We start from the raw sequence: 22,566 nt of genomic DNA on the forward strand, positions 1-22,566 counted from the left end.
CTGGGACAAAGCAATCAGTAGTACTTGTCCCAGGGCTATCCCCACTCGTTAAAGCTCCGTGCCCCCAAGGCGGTGCGCGATGCTGTCGCAGGCAAGCGCACCCACGACGGTCTTGGCGTCTTCGATCTTGCCGTCGAGCACGGCATCGATCAGCTCGTGCAGCGGCACCAGGTCCACGTTGACAAACTCGTCATCATCGGGGTTGGGCGCATCAAACTCGAGCTTGGTAGCCAAGTAGATGTGGATGATCTCATCGCAAAAACCGCAGGACGTGACAATCGACGTCAAAAAGCGAATACGACCGGCCCTAAAGCCCGTCTCCTCATGCAGTTCGCGCTTGGCGCAATCGAGCGGGTCCTCGCCTGGATCGAGCTTGCCGGCGGGAATCTCGACCGTCACGCGGTCGATGGCGGTGCGGTACTGACGCACCAGTACGATCTTGCCGCTCTCGGTCAGCGCCACAACGGCCGCCGCACCCGGATGGCGAACGATATCGCGGGCGCTGCGGTGACCGTTGGGCAGCTCAACCTCAAGACGGTGGACGTCGAGGATCTTGCCCTTCCAGGCGCACTCCTCCGAAAGAATCTTCTCGTGCAGCTCGGCATCGTGCGGGTCGTCGTCGCCCAGCACCAGCGCCGGCTCGTCAGCGACCTCGCCGCCAGGCTCGCCCTCGGCGTGCCCATACACGCGGCTGTCCTCCTCGACGATCTGCGCATCCACGAGCTCTTCGTTCTTCTCGTCCATCCGTCTCATTCCTTTCGGACTTTAGGCATCCCAGGCGTCTCGGCCGCGCAGCGCGCGCAGGCCGATATCGTGACGCAGGGTCTTACCCTCAAAATCAATCTTCTCGCAGGCCTCGTAGGCAAGGTTGCGAGCGTTCTCGAACGTGTCGCCCAGAGCGGTCACGGCAAGCACGCGGCCACCATTGGTCACGAGCTGGCCGTCCACCACGGCAGTGCCCGCGTGGTACACGGTCACGTTCTCCATGGCCTCGGCATCGGCGATACCGGTAATGACCTTGCCTTTCTCGTAGCTGCCGGGATAACCCGCACTCGTCAGGACAACGGCCACGGCCCACTCGTCACGCCAGTCGAGTTCAATCTGGTCGAGCTCGCAGTTGGCACAAGCCAACATGACCTCGACCAGGTCGTTCTTAAGGCGCGGCAGAACGACCTGCGTCTCGGGGTCGCCAAAGCGGGCATTGAACTCCAGCACCTTGGGGCCGGCAGGCGTGAGCATAAAGCCGCCGTACAGGCAGCCGCGGTAGTCGATGCCCTCGGCGGCGAGCTCAGCCACGGTCTGCTCCATGACCTTCACCATGGTGGCGTGCTCCTCGTCGGTCACAATGGGCACCGGGCTGTAGACGCCCATGCCGCCGGTGTTGGGGCCCTTGTCGCCCTCGAGCGCGCGCTTGTGGTCCTGCGAGGTGGCCATGGGGCGCACGGTCTTGCCGTCGGTAAAGGCCAGCAGCGAGCACTCGGGACCAACGAGCATCTCCTCGATGACCACGGTATTGCCGGCATCGCCAAAGGTGCCGCCAAAGCACTCGCGCACGGCCTCCTCGGCCTGCTCAAGTTCGGTCGCCACGATAACGCCCTTGCCCGCGGCAAGGCCGTCGGCCTTCACGACCAGCGGGGCGCCCTGCTCGCGCACGTAGGCGAGAGCCGAAGCCTCGTCGGTAAACGAACCATAGGCCGCCGTCGGAATGCCCGCACGCTCCATGAGCTGCTTGGAGAACAGCTTGGAGCCCTCCATCTGGGCGCCCTCGGCACCCGGGCCAAAGCAGGGAATACCCGCCGCGCGCACGGCGTCGGCCACGCCCGCCACGAGCGGAGCCTCGGGGCCAATTACCACGAGTCCGCATCCGTGGCTCTGCGCAAACGCCGCCACGGCCGCAGGATCGCAGTCGTCGAGAACAACGTTCTCGCCGCAGCTCGCGGTGCCGCCGTTACCCGGCGCGATGTAGAGCTTGCCGGCGCGCGGTGATGCTGCGAGCTTAGCTGCCAAAGCATGCTCACGGCCGCCGCTGCCCAACAACAGGATGTCGATGGTTTGAGTGTCCGCCTTCAAGGGTGCCTCCTCTATGGATGAACGGCCCGCTCCGCGCGAGCCCTTTGCAAGCAAATATACCCCTCGGCCGCCCGTCCGGGCTGCAAAGGGGTATATCGCAATAACCAAATAGTCCCGATTACTTCCAGAATCGGTTGATGATCTGCTCGCGACCAGCGCCAACGCCAATGAACGTCACGCGGGTGTGTGCCAGATCCTCGATAAACGCCACGTAGTCCTGAGCCTCCTGCGGCAGCTCCTCAAAGCTGCGGCAGCCGGTGATATCGCACTTCCAGCCAGGAAGCTCCTCGTAGATGGGCTTGGCGTGCTCAAAGCGAACCTGATGCTCGGGCACGCTGGTATAGCGCTCACCATCGACGTCGTAGGCCACGCACACCTTGATGGTGTCGAAAGCCGAAAGCACGTCGAGCTTGGTCATGGCGATATCGGTGAGGCCGTTGACGCGCGAGGCGTAGTTGGCGATGGGGCCGTCGAACCAGCCGCAGCGACGACGGCGACCGGTGGTCACGCCGTACTCGTAGCCCTCCTCGGTCAGCGTGTGACCGGCCTCGGACTCATAGGAAAGCTCGGTGGGCATGGGGCCCGAACCGACGCGAGTGATATAGGCCTTCATGACGCCCAGTACGCGGTCGACGTTCTTCATGCCCACGCCGGAGCCGGTGATGGCGCCGCCGGCGGTGCAGTTGGAAGACGTCACGTACGGATAGGTGCCGTGGTCGATGTCGAGCAGCGTCGCCTGGGCGCCCTCAAACAGCAGGTTCTTGCCCTCATCGATCATGTTGTTGAGCAGCAGGCTCGTCTCGGTGATGTAGGGACGCAGGCGCTCGGCCATCGGCAGGTACTCGTCGCAAATCTGGTCCACGGTGTAGGTGGGCAGGTTGTAGATGAGCTCGAGCTCGGGGTTCACGCGGGCGAGAGCGGTCTCAAGCTTGTCGCGGAACAGCGCCTCGTCCAGCATGTCCTGCATGCGCAGGCCAATGCGGGCCATCTTGTCCTGATAGCACGGACCGATGCCACGCTTGGTGGTACCGATGTTCTTCTTGCCGAGCTTCTGCTCAAAGGCGCCATCCAGATCGATGTGGTACGGCATGATGACATGCGCGTTGCCGCTAATCTTGAGGTTCTTGGTGGTGATGCCGTCGGCCTCGAACATGTCGATCTCCCCAAGGACAACCTTGGGGTTGACGACGCAGCCGTTACCGATCACCGACACGTGGTCAGAATACATGATGCCAGAGGGCACCTGGTGCAGGCCGTACTTCTTGCCGTTGACGACGATGGTGTGACCGGCGTTGTTGCCGCCCGAGTAGCGCACGACGGCATCGAAGTCGCCGGCGACCAGGTCGCAAATCTTACCCTTGCCCTCATCGCCCCACTGGGCACCGACCAAAACGGTTGACGGCATGTTTACTCCTTACATTCATGGACTGTCTACGCGCCACGCCGGCACGCAGAAGCACAAAACATTCCCAGTATACCCGTGCAACGGGCGCCTGTCCTACTCCTCGGCATGTGCCCCATCAAGCTCATAAAACTTGGTGGATGCCGGCAGGAACATCAGATCGACGTCGCCGATCGGGCCCGAACGGTTCTTGGCCACGACGATACGCGTAACGCCCTCGTCGGGTCGATCGTCGCGCGAGGCTTCGGCCTCGTCGGCGGAGCGGTCCAAGAACATGACGATATCGGCGTCCTGCTCGATAGAGCCCGATTCACGAAGGTCGGAAAGCTGCGGACGCTTGCCGGTACGGGATTCGACCTGACGCGAGAGCTGCGATAGCGCGATGAGCGGGATCTTGAGCTCCTTGGCCATGATCTTCAGACCACGCGACATCTCCGAAACCTCGACGGTACGGCTCTCGGAGCGGCGTCCCGGCGGAGGACTCACCAGCTGCAGGTAGTCCAGGATGATGATTGCCTTCTCCTTGTTATGGAGCATGCGGCGGCTCTTGGCGCGAATCTCGGTCACTGTGGTGCCGGGCGTATCGTCAATCAGAATATCCAGCTTGGACAAGGTCTGCGTGGCCTCGTTGATATTGGCCCACTGCTCGGGGCTAATGCGGCCCATGCGGAAATCACTGATCGAGATCATGGCATAGGCGCAAATCAGACGCTGGGCAATTTCCTTGCCCGACATCTCCAGCGAGAAGAAGCCGACGGTATAACCAGCAGCGGCAGCGTTGAGCGCCAGATTCAGAGCGAACGACGTCTTACCCACGGCAGGACGGGCACCGATGATGATGAGCTGGCCTTCGCGAAAACCCATGAGCATGCGGTCGAGCGACGGGAAGCCCGTGGGCACGCCCGCAGCCTGGCCACCGGCCTGGCACACTTCCTCGGCCTCGTTATAGGCCTCGACCATAAACTCGGTCAGCGTCTTGTAGCTCGACTTGACCTCGCGTGCCGTGACCTTGAGCAGCTTGCTCTCGGCCAGCTCGACAACCTCTTTGGTGTCGGTGGGGGCGTTATATGCCAGCGCGTTGATCTCGTTGGTGGCGCCGATCAGCTCGCGCAGCATCGAATCGCGGCGAACGATGGCGGCATGGTGCTGCCAGTTGACGAGCGACAGGGTATGACCCATCAGCTCCAAAATGTACGCCTCGCCGCCCACGGCATCGAGCTTGTTGATGCTTCGCAGGTAATCGATCAGCGAGATGGAGTCGATGGGAATGCGGCTGTTGTACATATCGACCATCGCAGTATAGATGGTCTTATGAATGGGCCGGTAGAAGTCATCGGGCTGCAGCTCGACCTGGGCCTCTTCGACCACCTCGGGCGATAGCAGCATAGCGGCCAGTACATTGGCCTCTGCATCTTGGTTTTGGGGAAGACCCAACTTTGAGCCGCGGTCCTCGACCGTCAGCCCGGTCTCCCTATCGTCATATGCCATGAGCATCCTCATTCATATCGCTTGCGAGCATCCATAGTATCAGCCACGGTCCCAAAACGCGCCGCGCGCCGCCAATCATCACCGAACCAAACGGATGAACGGTCCTGTATATAGGATTTTGACGCGACGTTCACCACAACACTCACTCAGCGCAAAAAACAAAAGGGCGCCCCGGTTTCCCAGAGCGCCCTTCTTAGAACAAGATTGTTGCGTTGCAGCAAATGCTACTCGGCAGCAGCCTCAGTCTCGACCTCGGCGGTCTCGGCCTCGGCGGTCTCGGCGGCCTCCTCGACCTCAGCCTCGGCAGCGAGCTCCTCGGCGGTAACGCCGACGAGAACGACAACCTCGGCCTTGATCTCGCGATACAGCGAGATGGCAACGGTGTGGGCACCGGCAACCTTGATGGGCTTACCGAGCTCGACGCGCTTGCGGTCGATGTCCATACCGAGCTGAGCCTTGATGGCGTCAGCGATCATAGCGGCGGTAACGGAGCCAAAGAGGATGCCCTCGTCGCCGACCTTGACGTCAACGGTGACCGTCTTGCCCTCAAAGGCAGCTTTGGTCTCGTTGGCGGTAGCCAGACGGACGGCCTCGCGCTTGGCGATGTTGTTGCGACGCTCGTCAAGCTGCTTGAGGTTGCCCTTGGTGGCGGCAACAGCGAGCTTCTTGGGGAACAGGAAGTTCTCAGCGTAACCCTGAGCGACCTCTACGACGTCACCCTCGCCGCCCTTGCCCTTGATCTCATCGAGAAGAATAACCTTCATGATGCGTCTCCCTTCTTAGCCGCGGTCGCGGTTGCCACGAGAGGAAACCACGGGGACGGTGTACGGCAGGAGAGCCATCTCGCGGGCGCGCTTGATGGCGTTGGCGATGTCATGCTGATGCTGCGTGCAAGCGCCAGTGACGCGACGGGGCTTGATCTTGCCACGGTCGGTCATGTACTTACGGAGAAGCTGAGTGTCCTTATAGTCGATGAACTCAGTGTTCTCCTTGCAGAACTGGCAGTACTTACGACGCGGCTGACGTGCAGAAAAATCATTAGCCATGTCAAAATACCTTTCATTTGGCAACTTCGGCGAACCGAAGCCGCCTCTCACTCAAAAATAGGTGAACAACCCTTAGAACGGGATGTCCTCATCGTAGACGTCGACCGCGGGCGGCGTAGCCACCGGTGCGGTGGGACGTGCTGCGGGCGCGGGAGCTGCGGGGGCGTAACCGCCCTGATCGTAGCCACCCTGGCCACCACGGGAGCTCATAAACTCAATCTCATCGACGATGACCTCAAGCTTGCTCCGGCGCTGGCCGTCGCGCTCCCAAGAGCTGTAGCGCAGCTTGCCCTCGATCGCGACCTTGTTTCCCTTTGCCAGGAAACGGCTCACGGCCTCGGCGCGGGTGCCGAACATGGTGCAGTCGACAAAGTTGGGATAGTCCTCCCACTCGCCAGTCTGCGCGTTGCGGCGACGATCGTTCACGGCAACGCCAAAGGACAGAACCTGGGTTCCGCCGGCGGTGGCGCGCAGCTCGGGATCGCGGGTGAGGTTACCGGTGATGTTCACTCGATTGATGCTCATAACTCACTACTTCCTCTTGGGGCACAAGCCCAGTCCAAAACGACAGTCTTACTCCTGGTCGTCGCGACGGACGATCATGTGGCGGACCACAGCGTCGGTGATGCGCAGGACGCGATCAAGCTCGGCGATCTGGGTAGGATCTGCGTGGAAGTTGATGAGGGTGTAGTCACCATCGGTGAGGTCGTTGATCTCGTAGGCGAGCTTGCGCTTGCCCCACTCGTCAACGGAGTCGACCTTGCCAGCGCCCTCAGCGATCGTGGTATCGATACGCTTCATAACAGCGAGACGAGTCTCGGGGTCGAGCGACGGGTCAACAAAGAACAGCAGTTCATAAGCCTTCATATTGTCACCTCCTCTGGGCAAATGTGGCTTCAGGTCGTGAAGGTGCGCCTGAAGCAGGAAAAGACTTGGTAATAATATCTTTCAACCTCCTAGGCTGCAAGAATTTGCAGCTACAACCTCATGACCTCCACATATGCCCATACTCGCACGACGTTTCATGCGCATTCCAACCAAATGCCGACCAAAAGCTTGACGGATCTGTGGACAAGATACGGTGCCGTGGGGACAAGCTGAGCCAAGCCACAGGTCAACGGGCACAAGGCTGTGGTCGCAAAATGCATACCAGTGGTCCACAACACCACCCAAAGATTTTTATATTCATTGCCAAGTCGCTTATGAATACCCCTTTTGAACAATTGAGTTGATCAACCAGGCTGGTCGGAAGCCGTTTTTTGGCACCTCAAACCCCACTGCAACGCCAAGCGCGGCCAAGCGTTTTAAAAAATGCCAACTTTTCTGTTTGCACTTTGCGATTCCTCGTGTATACTGACTTTCGCATTTAACGGAGAGTTGTCCGAGTGGCCGAAGGAGCACGATTGGAAATCGTGTAGGCGTCAAAAGCGTCTCCAGGGTTCAAATCCCTGACTCTCCGCCAGTTAATTCCAAAGCAGGCCTTCGAGCCTGCTTTGTTTTTACCCCACGCGGAGGGGTGGCAGAGTGGTTGAATGCGGCGGTCTCGAAAACCGTTTGGCCTGTATAAGGTCACGAGGGTTCGAATCCCTCCTCCTCCGCCATTTTGGTTGAGAAAGCTCCCGGGAATGGGAGCTTTTTTGTTTTGAGTCCCTAACAAGCAAATATGGCGGAGGAGGAGGGATTCGAACCCGCCAGAGCACGGAGCGTAAAGAAAACGCGCCCGTGGCGCGTTTTTAGCGCAGCGCGGTCGGCGCAAGCCGACCGGATAAATTTTGAGCGGAGCTCAAAATTTGGACATCCCTCCTATTCGACCACGCCCCCATCGCGTTCAGCATCAACCCGGATCCCCTAACATGGAACCTATGACCGTACCCAGTCCCGACCGTTTGCCGAGCAATAGGGTCGCAATCGGCGCCGAACATGTACTATGTACGGGCATTGTCTAAACCCGTAACTCAAAGGACCCCATCTTGCCCGTTGCCGCCGCTATGATCGTTACCGCACACGCCTCGGATGCCATGGTTGCCATCCCGTTTTGGCTCGAGATGTTCGCCGTCGGCGCGGCATCGATCTCGGGCGTGTTGGTCGCACGCGAGCACAAACTCGACCTGGTGGGCGCCGTCGCGCTCGCCGTGGTCTGTGGACTGGGCGGCGGTCTTTTGCGCGATATGACGCTGCAGGTGGGCAACGTCTACATCCTCAACCAACCGATGGCGCTCCCGCTCTCCATCGCCACCGCGGCCATCATCTACATCTTCCCGGCAATCGTCGACAAGCCCGAAAAGCTCATTCCCCTGCTCGATATCATCTCGGTGGGTATTTATGCGGCAACCGGCGCAGACAAGGCGCTGGTCTACGGCTTTGCGCCGGCGGTGTGCATCATGATGGGCTTTTTTACCGCGGTGGGCGGCGGCATGCTGCGAGATGGTTTTATGGGTGTGGTGCCGGGTATCTTCCAGCGCACCAACTTCTATGCCATCGCGGCCATCGCCGGATCGGCAAGCTATGTTTGCCTTGTCATGAGCGGCTTGGTCAGCAATGTCGTCGCACTGGTCGTTTGCGTCGTGGTGACCATGGGACTACGCTGGCTGTCGCTGCGCTTTGATATCAAAAGCCCCACCGAGGATGACATCGCACGCTTTTTGCACCGCAAAAAGTAGGTGGCGCGGGCTCATCCTTCGAAATGCAACCGAGAGGTTCTTTTAGAGCGCCCACGCGTTGGGTACCCTGTTAGGTGCATGTCGAGCATCTGACGAAGGATTCACTATGCCCTGTAATCAATTCCCGTCGACCCAGCGCCGTAAAGCGTGGGGCCGCATCACGATCTTATTCGCGCTCATCGCTCTAGCGGTCACCGCGCTTCCCACGGCGTCGTTCGCCGGCACGGACACCGCAGGCAACGTACTTGCGACCGACAATGACGCCAATTCGTCCGGCGTCGAAGGTGACCTGTACTGGGCCGGCCAGGCCCTCAACTTGGACGATGCGTCCATTGACCGCGATATCATCGCCGCGGGCGATACCCTCTCTATCCGCGACTGCACGGTGGGCGGCGCCGTCCGCTTGGCGGCACGCACTATCGATATCGCCAAGACCACGGTTGATGGCAGCGTCACGGTCGTCGGTCAGCACGTTGTGCTCAATTCCGACAGCACCGCCAACTGTTTCTACGCGATAGGTGAGACGGTTGCCCTGCGCGGCTCCACCAAGTCGGCAGCGCTTGCGGGCGATACGGTGACCATCGATGGCACCGTCGAGGGCGATGTCGAGGTTTGGGCCGACAAGCTCATCCTGGGCAAGAACGCCCACATCACCGGCACCGTGAACGCGCACGTCTCCGAGGACCCCGAGCGTGCCGCGGGAGCCGAGGTCGGCGCGCTCAAGATCGACCGCACCGAGAACGAGGATACTTCCACCGTTAACGATGTCATCGGCGGTATCGTCGCCGCGGCACTCTCGACCTGCTTTGTCGCTCTGCTGCTCGAGCTCGTCTTTCCGCGCGCGACCGCCAGCGCCGCCGGCATGCTCCACCAGCGCCCCATGCCCCTGTGGGTGAGCGGTCTTCTGAGCACGATTGCTATCGTCCCCGCCGTCCTATTGCTGATTATCTCTATCGCCGGTCTGTCGCTTGCCGGAGCCCTCTTGTGCGGTGTTATTGGCATCGCACTGGTGTCGAGCGCCTTTGCGGGGTGCGCGATCGCGCGCATGGTCGGAAACAGCCAGAACCGCTACGCCATGGCGGCTGTGGGCGGCGTGATTGCAGGCGCCCTCACGGGGCTTCCTCTCGTAGGCGACTTCATCAGCGGCGTGGCCTTCGTCTTTACACTCGGCTACATCATCCAAATCATCTGGCGCAACGCCCACCTCAAACCGCAGCAGCCGGCTAACACGCCAGGACTCCCCACCGCTTAGCAGCTAACCACTACAAAGATGCCGAGCACCTTTGTGGTGGTGCAAAGGGGTCAGGTTACTTTGCGCCAACAAACGAAGCGGGGCACCCGATCGCATCGACCGGGTGCCCCGCTTTTCTTGGAGGGTTCTCTAGTAACTTTTTCAAAACCAATGATCATCAGGTCGGTAGGCCTGTGCGTCACTCGCTACGGAGGCAGTACGCCATTGAGCAAGAAGGGCAATTATTTTTCACGGCGACCTCCTCCCCGCTTGATGACGAGCGCGACAACAATAGCCGCCACTCCGATGGCAGCCAAAACCGCCACCAGTACCAACGTTCTATCTCCCGTCGAGGGCATAAAGCCTCGACCTGCTTCTTTGCTTGGGGTGTTGAGCACCGACAGCTCAATCGAACCCGTCCTGGCATCGGCGGTATCAACCCGCAGAGGGTTTTCGACCGATACGGTCACCTTGGGCTTCGCGGTCGCCACTTGTTTAACGTCCAGACCCTCAGCCGTAACCGTCACCGTACGCTTGCCCTCAAAGGCGGTGTAGCCCTTGGGTGCCGCGATTTCCTCGACGGTATAGACACCCGCGTCCACACCGCTCAATTCCACATGGCCATCCGCGTCCGTGGTGATGCACGCGTCGGCATCCGTCGACCACGAGCCGTCAGTCGTTAGGATGCGACCGCGGTCGTCGATGATGCGCAGTTTGGCGCCCGCGAGCGGCTTATCGTCCGAGCTTGAGCGCTTGATCAGACTGAGTCCCCAGGTGTAGGCGCACGCGTCATCGCTCGGCGTGCGGGTGAATCCGGCGTCGCCGGACTGGTCGGCGAGGGGAGAGCGCGGGTAACGCAGGTAGACCTCGTTGGGGTTGCCCTTGGTAGCGCCTTGATTGCAGTTGGCCCCCAACGGCGCATTGTAGACAGCGACCATGCGGGCGCCCGCGGTAAAGGCGTCGGCCCCGCCGAGCGCGGCGACCAGGTCGCCGGTGCACACGGTGAAGGCATTGCCCTCGATCGAGACCTTGCACTGTGAAGTAATGTCTGTCCACCCTTTAGCCGGCGTCGAGCTGGCGTTGCCGCCCTCACATGCGACGGCGTCGAAGCCGCCGTCCGCGCCCGCCGCCACGTACACGCGCATGCTCGCGGCCACCTTGGAGGGGTCGAGCCCCGCGCTCATGGTGTCGACGAACCGCACCGTATAGGTGTCGTAGGCGGTAAGACCCGCCGGGACCGTAGCCGAGAGGCGCCAGTACAGGTCGTCGGCGACCGTGGCGTCGGCGGCCTTCTGCCATGCGGCGGCGCTGTCCTCCAGCACGTGCTTGGACACCTTGGGCGTCGCCGCCTTGGGCCTGACGGTGACGGCGCTGCCGCCCACCAGGGCCATGATCGGCGCGGTACCGGCCTCGTTCTGGGCGATGGCGTCGTCGTCGGCGACGATGAGCCAGTATCCACAGGGCAGCTCGGCCGCCGTGTCCGCGTTAAGGGCCACGGAAGTTGCGTCGGCATTGCAAATCGCGTGGGCAAGCTTTGCCGTCAGCGCGGTCGTCATATGCCCGCCGGCATTCATCCATTCGGCAGTCTCTTGCGCCGCCGATGCCGAGCCATCAAGCCCCGCATCATGAAGCACGGGAAGAACGGCTTGACAAACCGCGCCATTCGCCCACGTTACGTCAGTTGCAATTTTATGGCCAGCATCGTCATCATCGATAACTGTCGCCGAAAAGAGCTGGTACGCGTCATACCGCGTCGCGACTGTACCGTCCACCGTAATGGCACCGGTGTCGGCAGCACGAGCCGTCCTGGGCAGCATCGCAAAAGAGAACATAGCGACCGTAGCTATCGTCGCGACGGCCAACAAGCGGTACCAAAGCCTACTCACGGCGACCACCTCGATCTTGATCGCGATGGCGGTGAGCATGCATCCATGTCGCGGCAAAGCACAGCAGCGAAGCGCCAGCCAGATACGTCATAGTCAAGCCAGCCCCGCCCGCCTCGGGAAGCGTGGTCGAATACTTGTTGGTAAAGGTCGGTGGAGTCGGAGAGTCGTTATCGTAGGTGACGGTGACATCGAGCTTTCCGTCGCCATTAGCCACGACAACCTTAACCTTGTGCTCGGTCGTGTCATAGGTAATGTGATCCTTGACGTTGCCCTCGGCGTCCTTGGGAACGACCTCGGAGATCTTGTAGGTATAGGTTCCCGCCTTGTTGTACTCGACGGGAAAAGAGACGTTCCCCTCGGCGTCATTAGTCACCGTCTGGAGCACCTTGCCCTCGCCGTCCTTGAGCTCGAACGAGAACTGTCCTTCCTTGAAGGTTCCACCTTCAAGCACTTTCTTTGCTTTGATTTCCGTGGATACCGTCAGGCGATTATCGTAGATCCAAATCTTGTCCTTCTCGGCATCGCCGATGATCTCCGCGTTCCCGACAACGTCCCTCGCCTTTTCAAGCGCGGCCTGATATTCCTCCGTAGTCGCATCGCCCTTGAGCATGATCCATGTGGGGCTTGTTGTATCGTACCCCTCAGGCGCCTTCGACTCCACAAGCTTGTAGAGCACGCAATTAGTCATCTTTTTGGTGCTCGTGCCGAACGAGATTTTTCCGCTGCCATCGGTCTTGGCAGTCTGGAATTCCTCATCAGTCTCACCGGCGCCATCCATGGCCACACTGTAGAGCGTAAACTCCGCACCCTCGAGCGTCGCGCCGACCTGCTGGGCGTCGTATTTGGTCATCGTGATGCCGTAGCCGTTGCCACCTGCGGTAGCAGAAGCGCTCTTGACAATCCATTTTTGATCATCGATCGCGGAGCCATCAGTCACCCCCGTGAGCATGGCGGTGTTGGAAAGAGAAACTTCATCGCCAGGATTTCCGCTCGGGATCACCTCATACTCGACTTTGAGATACTTCTTATCGGGCACGTTAAGTGTCAGCTTCGTACGCGAGCCAGATTCATCCTTGACTTGCTCCATCTCCGATGAATAGTCCTCATCAGCCAGCGGTGACCAGGCACCATTCATCCGCTCATAGACCTTAAGCGTAGACGGCACCAACGTGCACTTGGCATCCATGGTGTCGACGAGCTCGAGGAAGTCAGTGCCGCTCTTAAGGGCAACCGCAGACTCGTTGACCAGAATGGTGTACTTGATGCGATTGCTGTCAGTGACCCGCTCGCCGGTCTTGTTGATAACGTTGTTCTTGATGGTGACGGTTCCGCTGCCAGAGCTGAACTCCTTCTCACCCGACTTAGCGCTGGCAGAATTAGTGAACTTCACCTCGTTCGTAGAGGTGTCGAGCTTACCTCGCTTGACCGCCGTCCGATACGTAAGCTTGGCGTAACCAGCAAATTCACCAAGCTCTGTTGTAGGAATGGAGAAGGTGACCGTGCTACCGTTGCTTTTCACGTTGCCGGCATCGAGCTGTTTGCCCGAAATGATCGTCTCTGCCTCGCTTCCGCTACCGTAGCCGGCATGCTGATCGTAGGGATTCTGCACGAGCGTGTATTTGCCGGAATTCACAACGTAGCTCATACCGTCCGGAAAGGTGTCGACAATATTCAGAGGTTTGTTGCCGAGTTTTCCGGCTCCGTAGTATTCGTACTCACCATTTGCGCCCTTGTTGCCCTGCTGGCGGTTCGCGTACACTGTCCAGTCGACGAGCCAAGCACCCTTCTCTGCCGAGCCGTCGACGGAGCTCCAGTCGAAGCTCTCGTTCCAAGACACCTTCGACTCCGCTTCCGGCTTCTCGACCGCAGGCGTCGTTTCTTTGTTGACAACGTACATAACGAGGTCGGTGTACTGCCGCTGAAGGTTCAGGCCCGACGCACTGACCGACGCGAAGTTCGAGTACCAGCCCGGCAACGCATCGGACGTGGTGGTGTAGGTGATGACGGCGTAGTCCTCGTTCTCGAGGGCGGCCTTTACCTTGTCGTTCACATTTATATCAAGGTTGAAATTTCTTTTTGTTCCACCGACCGTCCAGTTGGCCGTCAGGTCCCAGTCAGCGTTCTGGCCCCGTTTCAGCACAGTTTCGCCGATTGTGATGGAAATGGAGTCTACGTCGATGCCGAGATTTTGCGACCACGCCGACTGAAACGTATCCTTCACCGTCACCTTGTCCGGATGGACCGCATTAACGATCGCTTTCAGCGCGACCTTCGTCTCCCACGTCGCCCTGCCCGTCGTCCCGGCCTCGTCGGAGCTCACGCGCCTCTTGGTGATCGGCGTACCCATCAGCTGCGGCGTAAACTTGCCTTCGGCTGCTCCCAAGACGCGGCCTTCATGCTCGATAGTCGCATTGTTGTGCACGGTGTCATAGGAATTCGTATCGTTCATCCTGGTGTGATAAACGATGCAGTAGGTGGCATACTTATCGTCTAGGTCGTCCCGAAACGTATAGGAAAAGGTATCTTTCGACGAATCAAGGGCACCCTCGTCGATCCTGACTCCATCCGATTCCGACGTACCCTTGTAAACTGTGTAGTAGCTCCCCGAATACGTTTGTTTATTGTCCAGCTTATCGGTGAACTTGCAGCCACTCATGTCGGCCTTGAGCTCGCCTTGGTTGAGCCTGACCGTCCATTTGATGTCCGACGACGTGCCCGAGCCGTTGGACTTGTTGATCATGTCATAACGAAATTGACTAGGAGCAGCCGTGGCCGTGCCGTTCTGGCGATCGTTAGGGCCGCCCCATTCCCACGCTGCCGTGTTTTTGGAGCCTCCCTGTTCGTTGATATACTCGCCGTTGTTCACGGAGACGTCGCTCTTCAGCTTGGTTTCATACGTAATCGTATGGACACCCCGGAGAAGGCTGCCCAAGTTCTCGATGGTCGCGGTCTGACCTTCGATTGTTGGCTGCGATTCAATCGTCTTGCCGTCAAGCTTAAAGCTGCCCTCCACAAAGCTGAAGTTCTCGCCTAGCGTATCGGTGAACTTAACGCTTGTGGCATACGGCTCGACGGTGAGCTTAACGGTCCAGGTGACCTTGGCCACGCCGTTGGAGCCCTGAGAGAAAACCCCCGACTTCTCTCCCTTAACGCTACCGTCCTTGGTGGAAATATCGACCTTCCCCACGCCGGGGAACACGACAGATGTCACGCCACCAGAACCAACGTCCTTGTTTTTAAGCTGGAACGAGAAGCTGGCCGCGACATGGATGTTCGCAGGGTTTTTCGCGAGCCACGCCTTGTCGAACGTAAAGATGGCCTTGTTGTTTTTAATCTCCCATGTGCCAGCTCTTACGGCATCGGTGCCCGTTCCCGCCATAAGGTCCACAGCGGCGCTATCGTCGACGGCTATGGTGTCAGGAAACTTGTAAACGGCAACATTGTTCCCAGGCGTAGGAGCCTCGCCAGTTTTGAAATTTGCCGAAAAAGCCCCGTAAAGGGTTGATACAGAGGTCACGGCACCTTTTAGCTCCTGAGTACGATACTCGTCGGTATAGAGCTTAACCGTAACGCTCGCTGTCTTCTCATCAATCACAATCGGCGTTGGTGCGCTCACATCCTCGGCGCGCACGGGGGCTGCACCGTGAAAAACTGCGGCGGTGAGGCTAATTAAAATGAAGACCAGGGTCGCCATACCCAGCGACCGTGAGCGGTGTGCGTTCATAGTTGTCCCTTAATTCCTACAACACAGTGTGGAATACGGCGAATCGTCGGATCGAACACAAGCCTCACCATCAACGAGAACCTACCTAGCGCATTGCAAGAACCCATTGGGGAACACCTTCTAAGACGGTTCGTCTATGCCACAATGCATAAAATATAATATAGATACCAGTCATGTAAACCGCAGGTCAAGAGGTCTTTTAATTTAATACCAGTTGATATTTACCTGTTAACAGTTTTGCATCATACCGACTATATTCAGTGGAATTATGTATATGTTTAAACAACTTTACTTTGGCTGGAAAGCCGATCGGAGGGATAGTCGCCCCAGCCGTGGTGCAAACTAACCCGTCCCCCTTGCACCAAAAAGGGCGCCGACCATTGCGGTCGACGCCCTTTTTGGTTAGTCGCTATAAGCCCCAGCGCTTATTTGTTGACCTGGCCGGCGCGGACAGCGGCCTTCTTGCGGTCGGTGGCGTTGAGCAGACGCTTGCGCAGGCGAATGTTCTTGGGAGTGATCTCGACCAGCTCGTCGTCGGCGATGTACTCCAGCGCCTCCTCCAGCGAGAAGGTGCGGGGCGGCACCAGCTGAACGGAGATATCGGAGGTCGAGGAACGCTGGTTACCCAGGTTCTTGGTACGGGCGATGTTGACGACCATGTCGCCGGCCTTGCTGCGCTCGCCCACGATCATGCCCTCATAGCACTCGGTGCCCGGCTCAACGAACAGCTGGCCGCGCTCCTGCAACGTGCCCAGAGCGTAGGCGACGGCCTTCTCGGTGGTCATAGAAATCATGGCGCCGTTCTGACGGTTGCCGATCTCGCCGGCATAGGGACCATACTCCAGGAAGGTGTGGTAGAACACGCCCTCGCCGTGGGTGACGTTCATGATGCGGTTCTTAAGACCCATGATGCCGCGCGTCGGGATTTTGAACTCGAGGTGCGTCACGATGCCCGAGGTGTCCATGCTCGTCATGATGCCGCCGGAGGTACCGAAGACCTCAACGACCTTGCCCGAGTACTCGTCCGGGCACTCGACGACGGCCTGCTCGACAGGCTCCATCTTGTTGCCGTTCTCGTCCTTCTTAAACAGAACGCGGGGACGGCCGACCTGGAACTCAAAGCCCTCGCGGCGCATGGACTCCATCAGGACGGACAGGTGCAGGATGCCGCGGCCAGAGACCTCGACGCCGCTCTTGTCCTCGAGCTCCTCGATCTTCATGGTCACGTTGTTCTCGGCCTCGTTGAACAGGCGCTCCTTGAGCTGACGGGCGCCCACGATGTCGCCATCACGGCCGACGAGCGGGGAGGTCGAAGCCTCAAAGACGATGGACAGGGTCGGCGGGTCGATCTCGATAGGCTCGAGCTCGACAGGGTTCTCGGGGTCGGTGTAAACATCGCCGATATCGGTGCGGTCAATACCCACGACAGCGGCGATATCGCCGGCGCCGACTTCCTGGCACTCGGTGCGGCCCAGGTAGTCGAAGGTAAAGAGCTGCTTGACGGTAGCGGTGGCGCTGGAGCCGTCGTTCTTCACAACCAGAATCTGGTCGCCCTGGTGGATGGTGCCAGAGTACACGCGGCCGATACCGATGCGACCGACGAAGTTGGAGTGGTCGATGGTCACGCACTGCATGGCCAGCGGGGCGTTCTCGTCAACCTCGGGCGCAGGCATGTCGTCGATGATCATGTCGAGCAGCGGGTACATGTCCATGTTGCCGTCGTTGGGGTCAAGGCGGGCAAAGCCATTCATGGCGCTGGCGTAGACCACGTGCTCCATGGCGAACTCAAGCTGGTCGTCGGTGGCGCCCAGGTCGGCCATGAGGTCCAGGCAGTCGTTGTAGGCCTTCTCGGGATTGGCGCCCGGACGATCGATCTTGTTGATGACGATCATGATCTTAAGGCCGGTGTCGATAGCGTGACGCAGCACGAAGCGGGTCTGGGGCATGGGGCCCTCAAAGGCGTCGACCAGCAGCAGGGCGCCGTCGGCCATACGCAGCACGCGCTCGACCTCGCCACCAAAGTCGGCGTGGCCCGGAGTGTCGATGACGTTGATCTTAACGTCCTTGTACTCGATAGAGATGTTCTTGGCGAGAATCGTAATGCCGCGCTCGCGCTCCTGGTCGTTGGAATCCAGGACGCGGTCCTCGACCTGCTGGTTGGCACGGAAGGCGTCCGTGGCACGCAGGAGCTTGTCGACCATCGTCGTCTTGCCGTGGTCGACGTGGGCGATGATGGCGATGTTCCTCAGATTGTCTACGCGCATGTAGTTCCCCTATCTTCTATCTATATACAACCGGCACGCGTATGCGACCCACCCAGCAACGCAACGCTCGGCGGGAATATTGAGCCTTTTACCGAAAACTCGTTTATTTTAGCGATTTTAGATGAGAGGGGTTTCCTCACCTGCAGGTTCAGGGTCGCTCCACATAAAACCATCGCCGGCGCCCATGCCCTCATACAGCACATATGCCGAAAAACCACTCTCGAGCGTGGTTTCGAAGAAGCTCACGAGCAGAGCATCGTGATAGCCGCCGTCAATCTCGACGCAGCCGGTGTAGCCGATGGCATAGCGAGCGATACGGCCCAGGCCCTCGTCCTTAAGACCCATCTTGTGCTCGGAGATAAAGTTGGTGGCCGCCTCGAGGCACGCCTCTTCGCCATCCTCATCGAGCGCCGCCAGATAACGGTTGGAAGCGGCGTCCTCAATTGCCACGACCACGCCAGGGTTTTCACCGGCGGCAAGGTCGTCCAAGAACGCGCCGATCAGATCGCACACCATGGCGTCGAGCTCGGCGGAGACGTTACCGGCGTCCTGCATATCCTGTGCCATCTTTAGACCTTCCCATCGAGTCTGGCGTCGTTACAGTTCTTGTGCCTCGGCGGCGATCCTGGCGGCAGCGTCGCGGGCGCGCATCATATCCATCGCGCGCTTGTCGAGCACCTTGATCTGACTGGTCAGCATTACCGCGTCGACCACGCCCCAGATCACCAGGCCCGTAGAGATCGAAAACCCAAGCGCACCAACTGTACCACGAAGGCGCGAGCAGATTGCCGCGACAAGGGCGGAGACGACAACCATCTTGATAAACGAGCCGCGGCGCTCGTGAAGCGTGCGGGCCTGCGTCACATAGGCAATGCGAGCCGCCTCGGACGCCTCAGAGCGCATCTGGGCCTCACGGGCGATCGCAGCCGCCTCAGCCGACATACCGCCGGCCATCAGCGAACGCTCCGCATCCTGGCCGCCCCGCATTTAGAAGTCATCGGGCGAGAGCGTATGGACGAACTCGTCGAACTTCTCGAACTCCTGCTCGTCGTCAACTTCCTCGGTATGGGCAGAAACAGTGCCCAGGCGATTCATGATGTCGTCCTCCACAAACATGGGGGCATTGCTGCGCACGGCAAGGGCAATGGCATCACTGGGACGGGCATCGATCTTGCGCTCGTCACCATCGGCCAGTACGACAATCGTCGCGTAGAACACCGGCGGCTCGGCGCGAACGATCTCGATGCGCTCGAGCTTGGCGCCCAGGGCGCCAACAGTATCGAGCAACAGGTCATGGGTAATCGGGCGATCGGCGCGTCCGCTGTCGATGCCGCGGCTGATTGCCGCAGCCTCAAACGAGCCAGTCTGGATGGAGAGGGAGCGCAGCGGCGCGGGGGAATCCGACTTGCTGCAGCGTTCGCGAAGCACGATAAGCGATGGCACGGGACCGGCGGCCATGACGATGGTCTCTATGTCGACACGAACCATGGAACACCTCCGGTACGTAGCGGTTAACACGCGGCGGCCCGCCGCGTTGAATAGCTATACTACCCAAACTTTCGCGTAGCACACAAAATCAAAGTAGTTAATTTGGGACAGAGCTTTTTTGACTACCTTCTGTGGCTAAGAAAAAAGCCTCGAGGCAATTGCCCCGAGGCTTTTAACAGTTTTGATGGTGGACCTGACAAGATTCGAACTTGTGACCTCCCGGTTATCAGCCGGACGCTCTAACCAACTGAGCTACAGGTCCATCGCGCAAGGGATATATTAGACGAGTCGTTACGCGCGCGTCAACAACTTTTTTGAAAATCTTTGGGAGGGGTTCGCCCCGGCCGCGCGGCGGCATATGAAGTCGCCTGCTCGGACAGTCCTGACTCGCACGGAGAGCACATTAAGTGCTCTCCGGCTCGTGCGGAACTCGCGATCGACTTCATATGCCGCCGCGCGGCCGGGGCGAACGTGGGTCCAAAATTGTCAAAAAAGCGGTCGGCGCGCAGGTGCGCCGACCGCCGATATATGGGGTCTGATATTTTCTACCAGCTAGTTCCTCTTACTCGTCGAGGAGATCTTCTGGCATGTCGTTGCCGTCGCCTAAATCGACAGGGGTTTCTTCGGGGGCAGAGCCGTCTTCTGCACCTTCGCCCTCGGGCTTCTCTTTGGCGGCTGTCATGCGAGCTACGGCGCAGATGCGGTCGTTGTCGTCGACGGTCATCATTTTGACGCCCTGGGTGGCGCGGCCGGTCTGGCTGATCTCGTCGGTCTTGACGCGAATGACCGTCGCGCCTTCCGTCACGATGAACAGCTCGTGTTGCGGGCCCACCGTCTTCATGGCCGCGAGGTTGCCCTTACGCTCGGTCATCTGAATGGTGTAGACGCCCTGACCGCCGCGGTTCTGCTCTGGGTAGTCCGCAACCGGCGTGCGTTTGCCGTAGCCGCGCTCGGTGATAACGAACAGATCGCCGTTGCCGTTAGTGACTTCCATGCCCAGAACGCTCACGCCGTCCTTCATACCGATACCGCGAACGCCGCTGGTATCGCGGCCGGTGGCGCGCACCTGCTCCTCGGAGAACATGATCGCCTTGCCCGCGGTGGTGGCCAGGATAATCTTGTCGCCCTCGCGCACGCGGCGCACGTTCAGCAGCGCGTCGTCGTCACGCAGGTTGATAGCGATCAGGCCATCACGGCGGCTACGATCGTAAGCACTCATCACGGTCTTCTTGACCATGCCACTCTTGGTGGCAAACATCAGGTACTCGTCGGCCGGGAACTCGCGGCAGCTGATGACGCTCGCGATCTTCTCGCCCTCCTCGAAGGGCAACAGGTTGACGATCGCGGTACCGCGCGCCTGGCGCGTACCCACCGGCAGCTCGTGCACCTTCAGGCGATAGACCTTGCCCTTGCTCGAGAAGAACAGCACGTACTCGTGCGTGGACGCGATGAACATCTCGTCGATGACGTCGTCCTCTTTGAGGTTGACGCCCGACACGCCCTTGCCGCCGCGCTTCTGGGCGCGGTAGGCGGCCACCGGGATACGCTTAACGTAGCCGGTGTGGGTGATGGTCACGACCATGTCCTCGTCGGCGATGAGGTCCTCGACATCCAGGTCCTTCTCAACCTGGCTGATTTCGGTACGGCGCTTGTCGCCAAACTTCTTGGAGATCTCGCGCATCTCTTCCTTGATGACGCCCAGAATCTTCTCCTCGTGCGCCAGCAGGTCCTCGTAGTAGGCGATGGCGCGGCGCAGGCCGTCCAACTCTTCTTGGATCTTGTCGCGCTCCAGGCCGGTCAGGCGGCGCAGCTTCATCTCGAGGATGGCCGTGGTCTGCTCGGGCGTAAAGCCAAAGCGTTCGATCAGTCGGCTGCTGGCCTCGGAGTCGGTCTGCGAGGAGCGGATGATGCTGATGACCTCGTCGATATGGTCAAGGGCCATCAGGTAGCCCTCGAGGATATGCGCGCGGGCCTGGGCCTTCTTAAGGTCGAAGCGGGTGCGGCGGGTGACGACGTCGACCTGGTGGTCGATGTAGTGCTGCAGCATCTCGCGCAGGCTCAGGCATTTGGGAACGCCGTTGACGAGTGCCAGGTTGTTGGCGCCAAAGGTCGTCTGCAGCGAGGTGTACTTATACAGGTTGTTGAGCACGACCTGCGGAATGACGCCCTTCTTGAGCTCGATGACCAGACGGATGCCCTTCTGGTTGGACTCATCGCGCATATCCGAGATGCCCTCAATGCGCTTGTCGTTGACGAGTTGGGCGATCTTCTCCTGCAGGGTGCCCTTGTTGACCATGTAGGGAATCTCGGTAAAGACCAGGCGGCTGCGGCCGGTCTTGGTGGACTCCACATGTGCCTTGGCACGCACGGTAATGGAGCCGCGGCCGGTCTCGTAGCTCTGCTTAATGCCGGCGCTGCCCATGATGATGGCGCCGGTGGGGAAGTCCGGACCGGGCATGATCTGCATGAGCTCGTCGACGGTGGCGTCGGGGTTGTCGATCAGGTAGCAGGTGGCCTCGATCGCCTCGGTGAGGTTATGCGGGGCGATGTTGGTGGCCATGCCGACGGCGATGCCCTGGCTGCCGTTGACCAGCAGGTTGGGGAAGCGCGCAGGCAGTGCCACGGGCTCGGCGAGCGATTCGTCGTAGTTGGGCTGCCAGTCGACGGTATCCTTCTGCAAGTCACGCAGCAGTTCCATGGCGGGCTTGGCCAGGCGGCTCTCGGTGTAACGCATGGCCGCCGCGCCGTCGCCATCGATGTTGCCGAAGTTGCCGTGACCGTCGATGAGCGGCGTGCGCATGGAGAACCACTGCGCCAGGCGGACCATGGCCTCGTAGACCGCAGAGTCACCGTGCGGGTGGTACTTACCGATAACTTCGCCGACCGTCCAGGCCGACTTTTTGTGTGGGCGGTTGGGGTAGATGCCGCTCTCGTTCATCGCGTACAGGATGCGGCGGTGTACCGGCTTTAAGCCGTCGCGCACGTCCGGCAGGGCACGCGCTGTGATAACCGACATCGAATACTCGATGAACGACTGCTTCATCTCGCGACCGAACTCCGAAATCTGGAGCTGGCCGCCGTTGATGTCCTCGCCGGCCGAGGCGCCACGATCGACTTCGCCAAAGCTCTCCTCGAGCTCACCGTCGTCGTCCTCTTCCTCATCATCATCGGCATCGGGGTTATAGGCGTCCGGATCGCCGTCCTCGCCCTGCTCAGCACGGGCAAGCAGGCGCTTCAGATCATCGGGCATACCGGCATCGCCGGCCTCGTCCATACCCTCGTTATTGTTGATATCGTCTGCCACGTT

At 59.8% G+C, this 22,566-nt stretch carries 17 protein-coding genes and 3 tRNA genes; 4 read left to right on the top strand and 16 right to left on the bottom strand.

What is annotated here, in order from left to right:
• Positions 1–48 precede the first annotated feature (48 nt).
• The 8 genes from I4W09_RS01535 to rpsF all read right to left on the bottom strand — a co-directional run bounded on the left by I4W09_RS01535 (position 49) and on the right by rpsF (position 6,873).
• Positions 49–744: an NUDIX domain-containing protein gene (locus tag I4W09_RS01535; RefSeq protein WP_196031389.1), complete on the bottom strand. Its 696-nt coding sequence runs from the start codon at positions 742–744 to the stop codon at positions 49–51.
• A 21-nt stretch (positions 745–765) separates the two neighbouring features.
• Positions 766–2,070 (bottom strand): phosphoribosylamine--glycine ligase, encoded by a 1,305-nt coding sequence (gene purD, locus I4W09_RS01540; RefSeq protein WP_161160905.1) that lies wholly within the window; start codon positions 2,068–2,070, stop codon positions 766–768.
• Between the two features lie 118 nt (positions 2,071–2,188).
• Positions 2,189–3,475, bottom strand: coding sequence for an adenylosuccinate synthase (locus I4W09_RS01545; RefSeq protein WP_196031390.1), 1,287 nt, complete (start codon positions 3,473–3,475; stop codon positions 2,189–2,191).
• A gap of 93 nt (positions 3,476–3,568) precedes the next feature.
• A complete protein-coding gene (dnaB, locus tag I4W09_RS01550) occupies positions 3,569–4,966 on the bottom strand; it encodes a replicative DNA helicase (protein WP_196031412.1) in 1,398 nt (465 codons plus the stop codon).
• Positions 4,967–5,184: 218 nt separating this feature from the next.
• Entirely contained in the window at positions 5,185–5,724 is a 540-nt protein-coding gene (rplI, locus tag I4W09_RS01555) for a 50S ribosomal protein L9 (RefSeq protein ID WP_196031391.1), read from the bottom strand.
• Positions 5,725–5,739: 15 nt separating this feature from the next.
• Complete coding sequence (rpsR, locus tag I4W09_RS01560) at positions 5,740–6,006, bottom strand: 30S ribosomal protein S18 (protein ID WP_006235829.1); 267 nt, start codon at positions 6,004–6,006, stop codon at positions 5,740–5,742.
• A 72-nt stretch (positions 6,007–6,078) separates the two neighbouring features.
• A complete protein-coding gene (locus I4W09_RS01565) occupies positions 6,079–6,531 on the bottom strand; it encodes a single-stranded DNA-binding protein (protein ID WP_196031392.1) in 453 nt (150 codons plus the stop codon).
• A gap of 48 nt (positions 6,532–6,579) precedes the next feature.
• On the bottom strand, positions 6,580–6,873 hold the full coding sequence (rpsF, locus tag I4W09_RS01570; RefSeq protein ID WP_006235831.1) for a 30S ribosomal protein S6: 294 nt from the start codon (positions 6,871–6,873) through the stop codon (positions 6,580–6,582).
• Between the two features lie 504 nt (positions 6,874–7,377).
• On the opposite strand from rpsF, the gene I4W09_RS01575 reads away from it, so the two are divergent.
• From I4W09_RS01575 to I4W09_RS01590, 4 genes are all read left to right on the top strand, one after another.
• Positions 7,378–7,468: transfer RNA gene (locus I4W09_RS01575), tRNA-Ser, on the top strand.
• Between the two features lie 48 nt (positions 7,469–7,516).
• Positions 7,517–7,607: transfer RNA gene (locus I4W09_RS01580), tRNA-Ser, on the top strand.
• Between the two features lie 369 nt (positions 7,608–7,976).
• Positions 7,977–8,666 (top strand): trimeric intracellular cation channel family protein, encoded by a 690-nt coding sequence (locus I4W09_RS01585; protein ID WP_230318607.1) that lies wholly within the window; start codon positions 7,977–7,979, stop codon positions 8,664–8,666.
• 106 nt (positions 8,667–8,772) lie between these two features.
• On the top strand, positions 8,773–9,918 hold the full coding sequence (locus I4W09_RS01590; RefSeq protein WP_196031394.1) for a DUF8173 domain-containing protein: 1,146 nt from the start codon (positions 8,773–8,775) through the stop codon (positions 9,916–9,918).
• A gap of 221 nt (positions 9,919–10,139) precedes the next feature.
• Here the strand turns inward: I4W09_RS01590 and I4W09_RS01595 are convergent, their stop codons facing one another.
• The 8 genes from I4W09_RS01595 to gyrA form a co-directional block, all read right to left on the bottom strand.
• Positions 10,140–11,822, bottom strand: coding sequence for a SpaA isopeptide-forming pilin-related protein (locus I4W09_RS01595; protein ID WP_196031395.1), 1,683 nt, complete (start codon positions 11,820–11,822; stop codon positions 10,140–10,142).
• Entirely contained in the window at positions 11,776–15,507 is a 3,732-nt protein-coding gene (locus I4W09_RS01600; protein WP_196031396.1) for a Spy0128 family protein, read from the bottom strand. Before I4W09_RS01600 ends, I4W09_RS01595 begins: the two co-directional genes overlap by 47 nt.
• Before the next feature lie 425 nt (positions 15,508–15,932).
• Entirely contained in the window at positions 15,933–17,771 is a 1,839-nt protein-coding gene (gene typA / locus I4W09_RS01605) for a translational GTPase TypA (RefSeq protein ID WP_006235837.1), read from the bottom strand.
• A gap of 117 nt (positions 17,772–17,888) precedes the next feature.
• Entirely contained in the window at positions 17,889–18,338 is a 450-nt protein-coding gene (locus I4W09_RS01610; RefSeq protein WP_089572580.1) for a hypothetical protein, read from the bottom strand.
• Positions 18,339–18,368: 30 nt separating this feature from the next.
• Complete coding sequence (locus tag I4W09_RS01615; protein ID WP_230318608.1) at positions 18,369–18,725, bottom strand: hypothetical protein; 357 nt, start codon at positions 18,723–18,725, stop codon at positions 18,369–18,371.
• A gap of 33 nt (positions 18,726–18,758) precedes the next feature.
• A complete protein-coding gene (locus tag I4W09_RS01620; RefSeq protein ID WP_055310297.1) occupies positions 18,759–19,259 on the bottom strand; it encodes a bifunctional nuclease family protein in 501 nt (166 codons plus the stop codon).
• 185 nt (positions 19,260–19,444) lie between these two features.
• Positions 19,445–19,521 (bottom strand) — tRNA-Ile (locus I4W09_RS01625).
• A 300-nt stretch (positions 19,522–19,821) separates the two neighbouring features.
• On the bottom strand, positions 19,822–22,533 hold the full coding sequence (gene gyrA / locus I4W09_RS01630; RefSeq protein WP_196031413.1) for a DNA gyrase subunit A: 2,712 nt from the start codon (positions 22,531–22,533) through the stop codon (positions 19,822–19,824).
• Between the last annotated feature and the right edge of the window lie 33 nt (positions 22,534–22,566).

Origin of the sequence: Collinsella aerofaciens, from assembly GCF_015670795.1 — a bacterium.
GTDB lineage: Bacteria > Actinomycetota > Coriobacteriia > Coriobacteriales > Coriobacteriaceae > Collinsella > Collinsella aerofaciens_Q.

What these genes read in the sequence shown, in the direction of transcription:
- I4W09_RS01620 (WP_055310297.1), bottom strand. Translation starts at nt 19,259, where the DNA reads ATGGTTCGTGTCGACATAGAGACCATCGTCATGGCCGCCGGTCCCGTG.
- I4W09_RS01595 (WP_196031395.1), bottom strand. Translation starts at nt 11,822, where the DNA reads ATGCTCACCGCCATCGCGATCAAGATCGAGGTGGTCGCCGTGAGTAGG.
- I4W09_RS01565 (WP_196031392.1), bottom strand. Translation starts at nt 6,531, where the DNA reads ATGAGCATCAATCGAGTGAACATCACCGGTAACCTCACCCGCGATCCC.
- rpsR (WP_006235829.1), bottom strand. Translation starts at nt 6,006, where the DNA reads ATGGCTAATGATTTTTCTGCACGTCAGCCGCGTCGTAAGTACTGCCAG.
- typA (WP_006235837.1), bottom strand. Translation starts at nt 17,771, where the DNA reads ATGCGCGTAGACAATCTGAGGAACATCGCCATCATCGCCCACGTCGAC.
- dnaB (WP_196031412.1), bottom strand. Translation starts at nt 4,966, where the DNA reads ATGCTCATGGCATATGACGATAGGGAGACCGGGCTGACGGTCGAGGAC.
- rplI (WP_196031391.1), bottom strand. Translation starts at nt 5,724, where the DNA reads ATGAAGGTTATTCTTCTCGATGAGATCAAGGGCAAGGGCGGCGAGGGT.
- gyrA (WP_196031413.1), bottom strand. Translation starts at nt 22,533, where the DNA reads ATGGACGAGGCCGGCGATGCCGGTATGCCCGATGATCTGAAGCGCCTG.
- rpsF (WP_006235831.1), bottom strand. Translation starts at nt 6,873, where the DNA reads ATGAAGGCTTATGAACTGCTGTTCTTTGTTGACCCGTCGCTCGACCCC.
- I4W09_RS01535 (WP_196031389.1), bottom strand. Translation starts at nt 744, where the DNA reads ATGGACGAGAAGAACGAAGAGCTCGTGGATGCGCAGATCGTCGAGGAG.
- I4W09_RS01600 (WP_196031396.1), bottom strand. Translation starts at nt 15,507, where the DNA reads ATGAACGCACACCGCTCACGGTCGCTGGGTATGGCGACCCTGGTCTTC.
- I4W09_RS01615 (WP_230318608.1), bottom strand. Translation starts at nt 18,725, where the DNA reads ATGGCCGGCGGTATGTCGGCTGAGGCGGCTGCGATCGCCCGTGAGGCC.
- I4W09_RS01545 (WP_196031390.1), bottom strand. Translation starts at nt 3,475, where the DNA reads ATGCCGTCAACCGTTTTGGTCGGTGCCCAGTGGGGCGATGAGGGCAAG.
- I4W09_RS01610 (WP_089572580.1), bottom strand. Translation starts at nt 18,338, where the DNA reads ATGGCACAGGATATGCAGGACGCCGGTAACGTCTCCGCCGAGCTCGAC.
- I4W09_RS01590 (WP_196031394.1), top strand. Translation starts at nt 8,773, where the DNA reads ATGCCCTGTAATCAATTCCCGTCGACCCAGCGCCGTAAAGCGTGGGGC.